Origin of the sequence: Paenibacillus algorifonticola, from assembly GCF_000971975.1 — a bacterium.
GTDB lineage: Bacteria > Bacillota > Bacilli > Paenibacillales > Paenibacillaceae > Pristimantibacillus > Pristimantibacillus algorifonticola.
This window is the reverse complement of sequence record NZ_LAQO01000011.1, coordinates 192199-205306: the sequence shown is the minus strand read 5'-3', so window position 1 is coordinate 205306 and position 13108 is coordinate 192199. Positions and strand designations below refer to the sequence as shown.

The following is a 13108-nucleotide window of genomic DNA, read 5'->3' as shown; positions in this document are numbered from 1 at the left end:
CTATCCTCTTATTCGCAAACGACCGCAGGAAGCTCAGCTTCCATGCCAAGCACGCGATAATAAATTTCCTCATATTCAGCCGTAATGCGATCATTACAAAAATCATGGCAGGCGCGGAAAATGCAAGCTTCCTTAAATTGCTGATGCAGTTTTTCGTCTGTGAGCAAACGAATCGCATTGGCGGCCATGCTGTTAACATCGCCTATTGGGCTAAGGAAGCCCGTTTCTCCATGCGTCACCAGCTCAGGAATACCGCCTGCAGTAGAGCCAATCGTCGGTACGCCGCAAGCCATTGCCTCTAGCGCTACAAGGCCGAAGCTTTCTTTTTCCGAAGGAAGAAGCAGCACATCGGCAAGCGATATGATTTGTGCCACATCCTCCTGCTTGCCCAGAAATACGACGCGCTCCTCCAGTCCCATTTCACGGATTTTACACTGGATTTTCGATAATTCCGGTCCTTCTCCAACTAGCAACAGCTTCGATGGTACTGTTTTTGCAACCTGCTGAAAAATTTCAATAACGTCAGATACCCGCTTTACAGGGCGGAAATTGGAAATATGCATTAATATTTTTTCATTCGGGCTGGCATAATCCAGTCGCAGCGAAGCGACATCCCGAGGATAATAAATGCGCTTGTCAACAAAATTATAAGTGAGATCAATCGGCTTCGTAATATCAAGCAGCTTTCTCGTCTCCTGAATCAAATCTTGGGAAACCGCCGTTACGGCATCACTTTTGTTAATGGCAAGCCTAATCAAATCCTTAAGCGACTCATCCTGTGCGAGCACCGTAATATCCGTTCCGTGCAGCGTTGTAACCGTCTTGAGCTCGTCGCCAATCATCTGCTTGGCGAGGTGGGCACAGACGGCGTGAGGAACCGCATAATGCACATGAAGCAAATCCAGCTTCTCCATCTTGGCCACCTGTGCCATCTTGCTTGCCAGCGATAAATCATAAGGCGGATAACGAAACACATAATAATCATTAACTTCAACTTCATGGAAAAAAATATTTTTATTAAAATGGCCTAGCCGGAACGGAATGCTGTGCGTTATAAAATGAATTTCATGTCCCCGCTCAGCAAGCAGCTTGCCGAGCTCAGTTGCAACGACACCAGAGCCGCCAAGCGTAGGATAACAGGTTATCCCGATTTTCAACTTACGTGCCATGTCCTGCTCACTCCTGCCGTCTCTATCTTTTATAATCAATTCTATTCTTAATGGTTTGTATATCTTCCAAAACTGTTGCCTGGCCCTCTAAAATAATTTCACCTCATGCGGCCGTTTTAAAGCAAACCCTTCCGCATACTGCCAGGAGCGGGCTTGACCGAGCAGCATATCTCTTGCTTCCACCCGTTCCACATAGCGGTCGGTGAGCGGCGTCGAAACGCGGTCTTCCAATTGGGAAACCGCTTGAAACTGCGAGCGGTAAGCAAGCAGCGATTGGCGCTTCGTTTCGTATTGCTCACTGACGTCTACGACGAGCGATACCTGCTCCATGTCATTTATGTAGTAATAAATCAGCTGTTCCACTTGGACAGGCGGCAGCTCCGGCATATATTTTCGCAGCTTGGCATTAAATACGGCTTCCTCGACCAGCTTGCTGCATGCAATATGATCAGGATGCCGATCAACCCAATACGGCGCAAACACGAGGCGCGGGCGGCTGCGGCGGATTTCCGCCACAATGCTGTCGATGTTGCTGCGGGTAAGCTCAAGGCCGCGATCCGGCAGCTGCAAATTGGTCCGTGAATAAAGACCAAGCACCGCAGCAGCGTCATCGGCTTCTCGCCTTCGCTGCTCTACGGTGCCATTCGAAGACATTTCCGCTTCGGTTAAGTCACAAATACCTACCAGCATGCCTGCCGTCGTATGTTTGGCAATGGTGCCGCCCATTCCGATTTCAGCATCATCTGCATGTGCGCCAAATACGAGAATATCTAACCGCTCACTCATAACGGCAATTCAGGCTTGTACTTATGAACAAGCTCTCTCCAGGCAAAATCCCCGCGTTCCAGCGCCTTGACAAGCAATTCGGCTGTCGCTACGTTCGTCGCAACCGGAATACCCTGCACATCGCAAAGGCGAAGCAGCGCAATAATATCAGGCTCATGCGGCTGCGCCATAAGCGGGTCACGCAAAAAGATAATCAAATCCATTTCATTTTGGGCGACAAGAGCGCCGATTTGCTGGTCGCCGCCGAGCGGTCCCGACATGAAGCGGTGGATGCTCAAGTTCGTTTGCTCCATAATTCTCGAACCGGTCGTCCCCGTTGAATAGAGCTCATGACCAACAAATACCTTCTCATAGGCAATAACAAAGTTGACGATCTCTTCTTTTTTTCGGTCATGCGCGATGAATGCAATTTTCATAGGTGTGGCCCCTCTTCCGCTGTCTAGTTCGATCCTTCTACTAATCCATCAAATGTTCGAAACCGTATATTAATCCGCTGTAATCCATCACTTTCTTGATCGCTACATTCACGCCTGGCATATAGCCCGCACGGTCATAGGAGTCATGACGAATTTTGAGCGATTGGCCATAACCGCCAAATACAACTTCCTGCTGAGCAAAGACGCCTGGGAGTCTCACACTATGTATACGGAAGCCATTGTAATAACCGCCTCTTGCTCCTTCAATCGTTTCCTTCTCGTTAGGATTGCCTTGACGCAGCTCTTGACGAGCCTCGGCAATGAGCTCTGCCGTTTTAATTGATGTGCCTGAGGGGGCATCGAGCTTGTGGTCGCCATGATATTCTATAATTTCAACATGCGGCAAATATTTTGATGCCTGTGCTGCAAACTTCATCATCAGAATAGCGCCAATCGAAAAGTTAGGCGCGATGAGCCCGCCAAGCTGCTTCTCGATACAACGCCCGTTGAGCTCTTCAATTTGCTCAGGTGTAAAACCCGTCGTTCCCATAATAGGACGAACGCCGTATTCAATCGCTGTTTTTGTATGTTCATAGGCTGCATGCGGAGCCGTAAAGTCTACCATAACATCGGCTTTTGCGCTGCTAAGCGCTTCTTCGATCGTTTTGCAAGCGATGACGCCGGTATTCGGCTTATTCGCAAAGCTTCCTGCATCTACAGCGCCTGCTGAAGGCGCGACGGCGGATACGAGCTCCAGCGCCTCATCCTCCAGCACCATTTTTACCACTTCACGGCCCATAAGACCGCCTGCTCCGATTACTGCTACTTTAATTGTATCCACTTATCCATCACCTGTTCCTTCGTCTATGTTGTCCGTTGATCCGGTAGCGCATCAAGCGCCGCCGGCGGCTCACATCAGCAAACAGCCTTCTGGCGGCTGAATGCCCCGGGTCAAGCCGAATCGCTTCCCTCGCATACACAGCAGCTTCAACCAGTTGCCCAAGCTCAGCGTACGTCATTGCGATCCAGTAAAAAGCGTCAAAGCACAGCGGATCAAGCTCCGCCGCCTGCTTTAGCATCGGCAGCGCCTCTTCCAATGCCGGCGGTTCTTGTGTCAGCAGCTGCTGCGCATACGAAAGCTGCAGCCTTGCTTCAATCGTCTGCAAATGATAAATATATTCCGGCTCATCCTCCACTAGCTCCAGCGCCCGGCGGGCATGTTCATAAGCTTTCGCCCATTTCCCGCTGCGCGCGCATGAAATAGCGCACTTATGATAATAACTGGCATTGTCAGGCTCTGCGGCAATCGCTTGCTCAAACCAGACAATAGCCTGTTCAAAATCGCTGGTCAAAATGAAAGCATACGCCTTTTTGATACAAGCATCCCCGTTCATTACCGCCCATCCTCCTTGTACACAGGTTGATGGTACAGCATATGTGAGAACAGGTATTACTGTTCAGCGTTTTTTAAAGTCCAGCGGTCTTTATCCCGTGTATTGAATTTGTCCATTACTTTATTATGTGCTTCCGTTAAATCAATATCGAGCGAATTGGCAAAGCAGGATAAAAGAAATAAAATATCACCAAGCTCCATTTCAATGGAGTTGTCGGCCTCATCCGCCTTTTTGCGTTTCTCGCCGTAGGAATGGTTCACCTCACGCGCAAGCTCGCCGACTTCCTCGCTCATTCTTGCCATCAGCGCCAGCGGACTGAAATAGCCTTCTTTAAATTGAGAAATATAATCATCCACTTCTTGCTGGATATCTGCCAACGTTTTTTGAGCCATACGTGAAATTCCCTTCTTTCAAGACTATCGTTTTCCACAACTATAGCAGTTGGAAGACAAGCCTAAAACTAATTGTTGTCAATAATTCATATGTTAACGCAAAGAGACGATGAAAACAATGTTTTTGAACGATGAAAATTGCGCTATACTACAGAATGGAAACCGCCATACGATCGTCATCGGCGTTTTCCGGCTGTCCCATGTAAAAGATTAATCGCAAGCAGTGGACACCGAAGCAAATAAGTGAAATAATGGCTTCTTTACGCTTATCATTCAAGCGTAAACGGCGATCGCCGTCCTTGACCGGCAAAGCTTCGTTTCGCGCTGAAATATAAGCCCGTTATAAAGGGAACTTATATGCTTATATTTTAAAAAAGGGGAATTCTAATGATGTTTCGTAAAGTGACCAAGCAATTACAAATTATTCTGCCTATTCTGCTAGGCACAGCCATATATGCTTTTGGGCTGCATTACTTCCTTATTCCGAACATGCTCATGGAGGGCGGTGTAACCGGCATAGCGGTCCTGCTCAATTATGCAGCCGGATGGCCGCTGTCCATTACGACGCTTGTCCTCAACATTCCGCTGTTTCTGCTTGGATGGAGGACGCTTGGCCGTACCGAAATGCTTTATACACTCGCTGGCATCGTATCGCTTTCCTTCTTCCTAGCCGTAATGGAGCAGCTTATTGCCAAAGGCTGGGTCGTTACGTTCCACACTTCAACCGATTACATACTTGCTGCTTTGTATGCGGGGGTTACGCTCGGCGCAGGGCTTGGCATCGTCTTTCGTTTCGGTGGAACGACTGGAGGCGTGGATATTATAGCCCGAATCGTCTCACGCCGCAAAACGCTGAGCATGGGGCAAATTATTCTCATTCTCGATATTGTCATTATCGGGGGATCGCTCTTTTTTATTCCAATCGAAAAAGTGCTGTATACGCTCGTAACGGTGTTTGTTGCCGCCAAGCTCATTGATTTCATTCAGGACGGCGCTTATGCCGCCAAATCCTTCTCGATTATTACAGACAAGGGTACCTCGATGGCACAGCGCATTACGATTGAGATGGAACGCGGCGTGACGCTGATGCCGGCAAAAGGCGCGTTTTCCGGTCAGCAAAAGGAAATCGTTTACTGCGTCGTTCAGCGGCAGGAGCTGCGCCGCCTCAAAGCGATCGTGCGCAGCGAAGATCCCCGTGCTTTCGTCATCATTAATGATGTCCACGATGTGCTGGGCGAAGGATTTAACGAGGAATAAAAGCCGCTCCCATCACGGGAGCGGCTTTATGCCGTAAGGCTGTTGCTTGTATTTACGCCAGCTCTTATAAGCAAGCACGGCCATAATAAAAGCGCCAAGCAGCAGCGTCCAGCTTACCGGATTAGCCGATGCGGGTGGTGCGAGCGCAGGCTCTTCCACAGATTGCGGCTTGTCCGTAAACAATCTGCTTACCGCTGCTCCAAGCTGCGTCAGTGCCTCGTCGACTCGACCTGCCTGCGCTTGGTCTCTAGGCCCAGCAGATAACAACACATTCGTATAGCGTATCCGCTCATGCAGCTCTGCTGTCCTCCCTTCCGGACGCAGCATAGAGGCGGGACCTTCAACGAGCGCCAAATGCGCGCTTAAGTTGTCCATCGCCGCCCTTGCAGCATCCGCCCGCTCCTCATATGGGCGCTTCCATGCTTTTCTCACCCGGCTTACATCTTCGAGCATAACACGCTCATATTGCATCCATAACCCGCTTGCCGGTCTAAGCATCGCATCCGCAGTTAGATGAATGCGAGCAGATGGCGCCATCCATTCTACAGGCTGCCTTTTGCTCAAAAGCTCGTCTGAGACAGCCTGAATGCTCTGCTGCAGCTTAGACCAGCCAGCTGGACGGCCTTCTATGCCTGTTTCCAGCTGCGGCAGCAGACGCTCCAGCTGCTGGACATATTTATAGCCAGCTTGGCGGTTGTCCGCATACGAAGCCGTATATAATGAATGAGCCGCTTCCTCGAAACGACGCATTAGTACTTCAGCATCGGCAGCTTGCACTTGTCTGGCGCCAAGCGGTTGTTCGCCCGCATAAGCCCATGTCGCGGAGACGGAGCCTAGCATCATCGCGATACATAATAGAATGGGTATTGCAATACGCGTTCTCATGGACATCCCCCCATAATCAAGCTTATGAGGGGATGTCCATCGTTATGCTTTTTATGCTTGTTTTCTTGCTCGAAGCGCCAGCCAGCCAACGATAAAGCTGAAGATGGTCAGGCCATATGTAAACAAGCGAACTTGCGGCAAATCATCCATCAGCTCATCAGCCAGCCACGGGAACACGCCGAAAGTATAATCAATCGTGTCATTCAGCAGCAGCCAGGCTGTGGCGATGACGACGGCCTTGAATCCCGCTTTCATAAAACGAGCATACAAAAGCACCTCTACAGCCATACCAAGATGAGAAAACACGAGCATACCATGCTGCCAATTCATTTCCCCGCCTTGCGCTCCGGTAGCCACAATCATCGATACCGCCCACAAGCCATATTTCACTGACGTTGCGACCGCAAGTCCTTCTATAATCATTCTAGTCACCTGAACGAATCTAGATGCCGATTCAGGCGGCGGGAACAGCAGGTAAAGCAGCGTAAGCGTGAAAAATAAACTCGCCGTCGGGCTGTCCGGCACAAATACAAGCAGCCAAGATGGAAAACGTTCATATGTATAAACCAATTGATTCCAATACCATATATAACCGTAAACAGTCCCTAAAAAATTAACGATATACAACAGCCACAATATCGTACGATTCATCCACAGCATGCGGCTCCATAACCATGACAATCCCATTATTTTCAGCCCCTATATTACCAGCCTTGTTGTACCGCCCGTACATTGTCCTAATAAGTTTGAAAAGAACCTGATTGCAATGAAGCAATCAGGTTCTTTCTGTTACTTTTTTATTCAGCTGCAGCTTTCTGTTTAGAAAGCCACGTTGCAATTTGATCAATCTGCTCAGCGCTCAGGCTGTCTTTGAAGGCAGGCATATTGCCGTTACCGTTCGTGACGGTCGCTACAATTTCTTCCTTGGACAAGACATCGCCAATACCACGCAGTGCAGGAATTTGCGGTGGATTACCCTTCATGTCTGCTGCATGGCAGGTTAGACATTTGGATTGCTCCATCAGCTTATGTGCTGGATCATCCGCTTCTACAATCGCAACGGCAGCGGTTTCAGGCTTCTTCGTCGTGCTAGGAGCCTCTTCACCTTTAGCCGCTGCTTCTCTTGCTTTCTCTTCACGAATGTGATGTTCAGGTATTGTATTGGTAATTTCCAGCTGGTGCTGGTAGTGATCCCAAGATATAACCGTCAAATACACCGTCGCGATCAATGACAAAATCATTAGCGAGGAAGCAATCGGACGGCGGTAAAATCTGCGCTCTTTGCCTGTATCCAGGAAAGGAGCAAGCAGCAAGCCGCCGAACATAACGCCAGGGACACCCATCGTACCGAGTACGATATAATCCTGTGATACATATGGATATTTCAAAAATTGATACAGGAACAAGAAATACCAGTCCGGCATCGGAATAAACGCTGCGTTTGTTGGGTCTGCCGGATAGCCAAGCGGAGCTGGCTCTGCAATCGTCCATACAAGAAAACCGACGAGTACGACGCAACCAACCATCCACTCTTTCAGCAGGAAGTTAGGAATAAACGCCTCTGACTTCCCTGGAAAAGACGTATAGTCCGGCGGAATATTCGGATGATTGTTTTTCTTCACCCGAGAATCGCCAACGAATACAACCTTTTCATCTGATTTGTGACCATGTGCCATCATAAAGTCCTCCCTTCGCTTAAAGTGGTCCCGAAATACCTTGTTTCCGAATCATCAGAAAGTGAGCCGCTAGCATAGCAAGCAATGCGCCAGGCAGGAAAAACACGTGAATCGCGAAGAAGCGAGTCAGCGTTTGAGCACCTACGATGTCGCCGCCATACAGGAACTGCCCGATGTAAGGTCCGATGTACGGAACGGATTCCGCGATTTGAACGCCGACCTTTGTTGCGAAGTAAGCTTTGTTATCCCATGGAAGAAGGTAGCCCGTGAAACCAAGGCCCAACATAATGAAGAAAATAAGCATACCCACTACCCAGTTCATTTCGCGCGGCGCTTTATAAGAGCCGGTGAAGAACACGCGCAGCGTATGTAAAAACATCATAACAATAACGAGACTCGCACCAAAGTGATGCATACCGCGAACGATGCCGCCGAATGCGACCTTGTGGTTCAAATAGTCAACGCTTGCATAAGCATTCAGAATGTCCGGAACATAATACATCGTCAAGAACATACCAGACAAAATTTGAATAACGGTAATAAAAAACGTCAGGCCGCCAAAGCAATAGACGAACGCCGAGAAATGATGCGCAGGGTTAACGTGCTCCGGCACTTCATGGTCCGCAACATCCCTCCACAACGGCGTAATGTCAAGACGTTCATCAATCCAATTGTATACACTTTTAAACATCTGATCATTCGCCTCCTTAGCCTACCCGTGAATTTGGCTTAACTGGACCCAAGTAAACAAATCCATTCTCAATCTTCACTTCGTATTCATCCAATGGATTTGGTGCAACGGTAATGTTCTTACCGTCTTTCGTATAACGCGCGTCGTGACACGGGCAGTCATACTCATCTTTACCCTTCGCATTCCAGGCGATTGTACAGCCCAGATGTTTGCAGATTGGTGAAAGCGCAAATATTTTGTTGTTTGCGTCTTTGGACACCCAAGCAGACAGCTCAGGATCACTGACGTACCATCCATCAACTTGGTGAATTTGGAACTTAAACTCTTGCGGATCTGTCGTAATTTTGCTCTCTTCTACTACTTTAACAAAGGTGCCTTCGGTTTTTTTCTCTAATAATGGGTCTACCGCAAAACGCACCATTGGAAGCACGGCTCCGCCCATCATAAATGCGGTTGTTCCACCGAGCGTATACGACAAAAACTGCCGTCTTGACATCTCTTTGCGTTGAAGCGGCTTATGTGCCGATTCTTGATGTTCGTGGTTACTCATCTTCTGTTCTACCCCCTTTGCCAACCATTTCTTGTGTTTTAGCCCATGGCAAAACACATGACGAACTAGGACATACTTATAATAGCCTAGGTGCTTAGGAGCGTCAAGAATATGGCTGATGATTTGACTACCTAATAAAATGTTGATTTTTAATTTGTAATTAATTTGTCACATTTAACCTTGCATGGCGTTTGTTTTCCCCAGAAAACTGTTCAATTATGCAAATTTGAAAAATCAGGTCGACTGGTTCGGATTCCACAGCAGCGACACTCTCCCCTTCACCTCGGCTACAGAGGGCAAAACTCCCATTTCATCTGGACCGAGCAGCAAATCGGCTTGAATAGTAGCCAAATCCAGCTTGTCCGATGCTGTCGCTACAATTATATATCGGAAGCCTGAGTCTCTAAGTGAAGCGCATACATCATTAATCATATCAGAGAAATTGTGGCTGCGTATATAATGTAATGCTGGATAAGTGACTACTCGCCCTTTAAAAGGAATTTCAATCAGATCCATAACATCACGCAGACGCTCCAAGGCAGCAGTCGCCTCATAAGGCTGCTCTTCGCCGCTCATGCCTGTGACAGGCAGCATACAAGTGTCCAAATAAGGACGCAGCTCGTCCCACTGTTCTTCTTGCACATCGCTAAATTTCATTGCTAAGATCTCCTTCCGCTTGCAGCTATAGCTGGCTTATCGCGGCTTGCAAAAGCCAACGAGCTTCCTTATTTATGTACCAAACCTTTGTCTATGTTAACGGTTTATTACCCATTTGCCAATGGGTCTTTCCCATCTAATTGCCGATTAATTTTGATGAACAGCAAAATAAGCTTCTACCTCAGCCCGCGAGCTTTATCGCCAGAGCCTATGATGGAAGCTTATTTCGCCCTTCATCCTTACTATCCACGTTATGCCTTCACTTCATTTCGTTCAATTCCTTAGCTAAGCGATAAAACGTATCCTCATCGCCAGCCACAAGCGACTGGTCAATTTCGCGGTAAATACGCTCCGCACGGAATTTTCGTACCGCTTCATCCAAGGCCATTTCTGCTGCAAGCGACAGCATCGCTTCGTACGTTACCTTCATTTTATCCATAGGATACACCTCCACACCGGCGTTAAGAGATCCTATATTCTTCGCCTTTCTTCACGTAGCTTTCCATCGTTCGTTTCATTCGCAGCAAATCGTCCTCCGTAAGCTCTCTAACGACTTTAGCAGGTGAACCAAGAGAAAGCGTATAGGGTGGTATCTTCTTATTCTCCGTAACAATCGAACCGGCTCCTACTAAAGCATATTCACCAAGCTGCGCGCCGTTAAGTACGATTGCCCCCATTCCAATTAATGTGCCTCTACCTATCGTACAGCCATGGATAATCGCCGCGTGCCCAATGGAAACTTCGTCTTCCAAAATGAGCGGTTGGTTCGTATTCACATGCCCGACAACCCCATCCTGTATATTGCAGCTATGTCCAATATGTATCGGCGCCAAATCTCCGCGAAGCACAGCGTTAAACCATACGGTGCTGCTGCGGCCAATTGTTACATCTCCAATCAGCTTCGCTCCTTCTCCGATATAAACACTAGAATGAATCGTTGGTCTTACTCCCAAATAAGGCAGCAGCATCTCATAAATTCCCCTCTCATTTGCAATGGAAAATCAGCATTCAGTTGCTATGCATCCGTTCCTTTACATTAGTGTGGGGTGATTCTATCAACTGCCGCGACCATTGTCAATACATGAACAATCGGTCCTGCTCTTCCAGGCTAATACCCATAATTACTGCTCTGCCCGCTTTCGTCGTTTTGATGACCATGCCGTGCAGCTCATGCTCTCCAAGGCGTATTAGACCTAGATGGACGAGCATGCTGAGTAATCTGTGCTGAAAAATCCGCTCCGCATCATCATAATAGAAAGGTTTAATGAGCGGTACGAGCACTTGGCTGAGCGATTGTGCCGTTACCCACTGATCGGACAGTCCGCCAATCCATTGTACAAGCGCTAAGATGTTCGGGATGGGCCCTTTATACTGCTTAAGCCAGCATTTGTACAGCAGCTGCAATTCATTTGCCGGAGCGCTGAGCAGCCTTTCCTGGCCACCTGAGGTAAGCCTGAGGCCAAGAGGCTCCTCCATGAAATAGTTCATTTGCATGCAGTAGTCATACAGCAGCGACATTCGATTCGGATAATGGTGAAAATATTTGCCGTAGCCGAATCGCCATTCTCCCTTGCCCGGCAGCTCCTCCTTGATCGAAAACAAATCAAGCAGTTGCAAGCTGAAGCGCTTGTATAAGGAACCATCAGCCGCCATCGTCACTTCGTTGTGATGGATGTAGAGCAGCAGCCCGCGAATATCGGCCTGCAGCAGCTCCTGCTCGTCGCGGTACACATGAGGCTCGTCCGTATACACTAGCTGTGCTGCAAATTTGCGCTTCAACGTTTCACGAAACCGCTGCTTCAAATCTTCCGGGACCTGAAACAAATAACGGTTCGGCCCGGTGAAGCCATTGAACAGCCAGCCCTGATGCTTGAATTTAACGATTATATCCCGTGGGCTGCTTTCCTTCATAACAGGCGTTTTTTTGGAACGGCGCTTCGGCTGCGCAGCCTTGGCTGACTTCTGATTAGAAGAGGATTTCTCTCCAGAAGCCTGCTGCTGTCCCTTCGTTTCCTTTTGGACAGCGCTCGCTGCCTCCGGGCCGTTAAACCTGCTCTGCTGCGCACGAGCCAGAAGCTCCTCCAGACTAAAAGCGTCTCTCGTCTCGAACAGCAGCGAGTTTAAAAAACGCAAATCCTCAATCGCCATGCTGCTGATTTGTTGCTCGAAAACATCATTTCTGCTTACAGCGCCGAGAATCGACTGAATCAATTCATTTTTGGAGTTGCTATTGCACTCGCATTGATAGACGGAGGCAATGCGGCTGAGCTGCCCGATATCTGCGCAGCCAAGCATATCCGATAAATTCATAGTCTCTCCTCCTTCGCGCTTAACTGCTGCTTAATGTACAGCTTTGCTTGCGCTCATGATTGTAGAGCAGCCTTTTTTTATTACCATTATGGGAAGAAACTCAGATTTTATAACCGTAGTTCCGGAAAAAATAGTTTTTATGCTCCTTTTTCGAAAAAAGCACGCAAAGGCGCAACCATAAAAAAACGCCATCCCTCTCGTAAGAGGAATGGCGTTGCCATCGTCTGAACCCAGCTGCTAAAACGATTAATAAAGCAGCTTTCCGTTATTAATTTAAACACCGACTTGATCGAGTTGTTGCAAATGCCGGCTGCAATTGTATAGCAAGGGCTCCCAAACACTTCCCTTGAACTGGAGTATGGAATAGGACATATTATCGAGAAACTGCTTATCAAGTCCCGAGCACAGCTCATCCAGCAGCTGCGCCAGAAAGCTTCCATGCGTGACGACAAGCAGGCGCCCCTGGGGATTGCTTTGCCGCCATTCCTCTACAAAAGAGCGCCCACGCACGCGCACAGTCTCGTCAGACTCCTGTCCAACTTCAGCATGGCGCCATTGCTCACCCCAGCGCGCTATTCGCTCCTGCTCTGTCGTTCCTTCTATATCGCCATAAAACCGCTCACGCAGCCGCTCATCCGGCGCAAGCAGCGGAATGTCCAGCTTATCCGCGATAATTCGGGCTGTCTCACGGGCACGCTGCAAATCACTGGCAATAACAGCATCCCACGGCGTCTGATCCTCGCTTAAACGATTAGCCAGCGCCACGGCTTGAGCGATTCCCCGCTCATTCAAGGGAATATCGGTCTGCCCTTGTATTTTCCCAAGCTTATTCCAATCCGTATTGCCGTGACGTACCAGACCTATTATCATCCCGCCAGCCTCCCTAGCTTAGTTGCAATCTATTACCGCAAGGTAACGCAAAACA

At 48.5% G+C, this 13108-nt stretch carries 17 protein-coding genes; 1 reads left to right on the top strand and 16 read right to left on the bottom strand.

All coding sequences use genetic code 11. The features are described from left to right. Positions 1-8: 8 nt before the first annotated feature. From bshA to WH37_RS18430, 6 genes are all read right to left on the bottom strand, one after another. A complete protein-coding gene (gene bshA / locus WH37_RS18455; protein WP_046232076.1) occupies positions 9-1169 on the bottom strand; it encodes an N-acetyl-alpha-D-glucosaminyl L-malate synthase BshA in 1161 nt (386 codons plus the stop codon). 87 nt (positions 1170-1256) lie between these two features. Then, positions 1257-1955, bottom strand: coding sequence for a bacillithiol biosynthesis deacetylase BshB1 (gene bshB1, locus WH37_RS18450; protein ID WP_046232075.1), 699 nt, complete (start codon positions 1953-1955; stop codon positions 1257-1259). After that, positions 1952-2371, bottom strand: a complete 420-nt coding sequence (gene mgsA / locus WH37_RS18445; RefSeq protein ID WP_046232074.1) for a methylglyoxal synthase — start codon at positions 2369-2371, stop codon at positions 1952-1954. The genes bshB1 and mgsA overlap by 4 nt, the downstream gene beginning before the upstream one ends. 40 nt (positions 2372-2411) lie before the next feature. Then, complete coding sequence (gene dapB / locus WH37_RS18440) at positions 2412-3170, bottom strand: 4-hydroxy-tetrahydrodipicolinate reductase (protein ID WP_046232125.1); 759 nt, start codon at positions 3168-3170, stop codon at positions 2412-2414. 49 nt (positions 3171-3219) lie between these two features. Then, the gene (locus WH37_RS18435) at positions 3220-3765 is read right to left on the bottom strand and encodes a tetratricopeptide repeat protein (protein WP_046232073.1); all 546 of its coding nucleotides are present in this window, start codon (positions 3763-3765) and stop codon (positions 3220-3222) included. 56 nt (positions 3766-3821) lie between these two features. After that, entirely contained in the window at positions 3822-4157 is a 336-nt protein-coding gene (locus tag WH37_RS18430; RefSeq protein ID WP_046232072.1) for a nucleotide pyrophosphohydrolase, read from the bottom strand. A gap of 387 nt (positions 4158-4544) precedes the next feature. On the opposite strand from WH37_RS18430, the gene WH37_RS18425 reads away from it, so the two are divergent. Then, a complete protein-coding gene (locus tag WH37_RS18425; protein WP_046232071.1) occupies positions 4545-5414 on the top strand; it encodes a YitT family protein in 870 nt (289 codons plus the stop codon). Positions 5415-5426: 12 nt separating this feature from the next. Here the strand turns inward: WH37_RS18425 and WH37_RS18420 are convergent, their stop codons facing one another. The 10 genes from WH37_RS18420 to WH37_RS18375 all read right to left on the bottom strand — a co-directional run bounded on the left by WH37_RS18420 (position 5427) and on the right by WH37_RS18375 (position 13053). Continuing rightward, complete coding sequence (locus WH37_RS18420; RefSeq protein WP_046232070.1) at positions 5427-6299, bottom strand: sporulation protein YpjB; 873 nt, start codon at positions 6297-6299, stop codon at positions 5427-5429. 51 nt (positions 6300-6350) lie between these two features. Continuing rightward, on the bottom strand, positions 6351-6986 hold the full coding sequence (locus WH37_RS18415; protein ID WP_046232069.1) for a DUF1405 domain-containing protein: 636 nt from the start codon (positions 6984-6986) through the stop codon (positions 6351-6353). Positions 6987-7096: 110 nt separating this feature from the next. Next, positions 7097-7975 carry a menaquinol-cytochrome c reductase cytochrome b/c subunit gene (locus WH37_RS18410; RefSeq protein WP_046232068.1) on the bottom strand — a complete coding sequence of 293 codons (879 nt, stop codon included), beginning with the start codon at positions 7973-7975 and terminating at the stop codon, positions 7097-7099. A 19-nt stretch (positions 7976-7994) separates the two neighbouring features. Beyond that, positions 7995-8666: a menaquinol-cytochrome c reductase cytochrome b subunit gene (gene qcrB / locus WH37_RS18405; RefSeq protein ID WP_046232067.1), complete on the bottom strand. Its 672-nt coding sequence runs from the start codon at positions 8664-8666 to the stop codon at positions 7995-7997. A gap of 16 nt (positions 8667-8682) precedes the next feature. Continuing rightward, a complete protein-coding gene (locus tag WH37_RS18400) occupies positions 8683-9216 on the bottom strand; it encodes a Rieske (2Fe-2S) protein (RefSeq protein ID WP_046232066.1) in 534 nt (177 codons plus the stop codon). Between the two features lie 234 nt (positions 9217-9450). Beyond that, the gene (locus WH37_RS18395) at positions 9451-9873 is read right to left on the bottom strand and encodes a DUF2487 family protein (RefSeq protein WP_046232065.1); all 423 of its coding nucleotides are present in this window, start codon (positions 9871-9873) and stop codon (positions 9451-9453) included. A 259-nt stretch (positions 9874-10132) separates the two neighbouring features. Beyond that, a complete protein-coding gene (locus WH37_RS18390) occupies positions 10133-10312 on the bottom strand; it encodes an IDEAL domain-containing protein (protein ID WP_046232064.1) in 180 nt (59 codons plus the stop codon). Positions 10313-10334: 22 nt separating this feature from the next. Continuing rightward, positions 10335-10841 (bottom strand): gamma carbonic anhydrase family protein, encoded by a 507-nt coding sequence (locus WH37_RS18385; RefSeq protein ID WP_046232063.1) that lies wholly within the window; start codon positions 10839-10841, stop codon positions 10335-10337. A 106-nt stretch (positions 10842-10947) separates the two neighbouring features. After that, a complete protein-coding gene (locus tag WH37_RS18380; protein WP_046232062.1) occupies positions 10948-12183 on the bottom strand; it encodes a hypothetical protein in 1236 nt (411 codons plus the stop codon). 273 nt (positions 12184-12456) lie between these two features. Continuing rightward, positions 12457-13053, bottom strand: coding sequence for a histidine phosphatase family protein (locus WH37_RS18375; RefSeq protein ID WP_046232061.1), 597 nt, complete (start codon positions 13051-13053; stop codon positions 12457-12459). Between the last annotated feature and the right edge of the window lie 55 nt (positions 13054-13108).

What these genes read in the sequence shown, in the direction of transcription:
- WH37_RS18435 (WP_046232073.1), bottom strand. Translation starts at nt 3,765, where the DNA reads ATGAACGGGGATGCTTGTATCAAAAAGGCGTATGCTTTCATTTTGACC.
- WH37_RS18380 (WP_046232062.1), bottom strand. Translation starts at nt 12,183, where the DNA reads ATGAATTTATCGGATATGCTTGGCTGCGCAGATATCGGGCAGCTCAGC.
- qcrB (WP_046232067.1), bottom strand. Translation starts at nt 8,666, where the DNA reads ATGTTTAAAAGTGTATACAATTGGATTGATGAACGTCTTGACATTACG.
- dapB (WP_046232125.1), bottom strand. Translation starts at nt 3,170, where the DNA reads ATGGGCCGTGAAGTGGTAAAAATGGTGCTGGAGGATGAGGCGCTGGAG.
- mgsA (WP_046232074.1), bottom strand. Translation starts at nt 2,371, where the DNA reads ATGAAAATTGCATTCATCGCGCATGACCGAAAAAAAGAAGAGATCGTC.
- WH37_RS18390 (WP_046232064.1), bottom strand. Translation starts at nt 10,312, where the DNA reads ATGGATAAAATGAAGGTAACGTACGAAGCGATGCTGTCGCTTGCAGCA.
- WH37_RS18395 (WP_046232065.1), bottom strand. Translation starts at nt 9,873, where the DNA reads ATGAAATTTAGCGATGTGCAAGAAGAACAGTGGGACGAGCTGCGTCCT.
- WH37_RS18420 (WP_046232070.1), bottom strand. Translation starts at nt 6,299, where the DNA reads ATGAGAACGCGTATTGCAATACCCATTCTATTATGTATCGCGATGATG.
- WH37_RS18425 (WP_046232071.1), top strand. Translation starts at nt 4,545, where the DNA reads ATGATGTTTCGTAAAGTGACCAAGCAATTACAAATTATTCTGCCTATT.
- WH37_RS18410 (WP_046232068.1), bottom strand. Translation starts at nt 7,975, where the DNA reads ATGGCACATGGTCACAAATCAGATGAAAAGGTTGTATTCGTTGGCGAT.
- bshA (WP_046232076.1), bottom strand. Translation starts at nt 1,169, where the DNA reads ATGGCACGTAAGTTGAAAATCGGGATAACCTGTTATCCTACGCTTGGC.
- WH37_RS18415 (WP_046232069.1), bottom strand. Translation starts at nt 6,986, where the DNA reads ATGGGATTGTCATGGTTATGGAGCCGCATGCTGTGGATGAATCGTACG.
- WH37_RS18430 (WP_046232072.1), bottom strand. Translation starts at nt 4,157, where the DNA reads ATGGCTCAAAAAACGTTGGCAGATATCCAGCAAGAAGTGGATGATTAT.
- WH37_RS18400 (WP_046232066.1), bottom strand. Translation starts at nt 9,216, where the DNA reads ATGAGTAACCACGAACATCAAGAATCGGCACATAAGCCGCTTCAACGC.
- WH37_RS18375 (WP_046232061.1), bottom strand. Translation starts at nt 13,053, where the DNA reads ATGATAATAGGTCTGGTACGTCACGGCAATACGGATTGGAATAAGCTT.
- bshB1 (WP_046232075.1), bottom strand. Translation starts at nt 1,955, where the DNA reads ATGAGTGAGCGGTTAGATATTCTCGTATTTGGCGCACATGCAGATGAT.
- WH37_RS18385 (WP_046232063.1), bottom strand. Translation starts at nt 10,841, where the DNA reads ATGCTGCTGCCTTATTTGGGAGTAAGACCAACGATTCATTCTAGTGTT.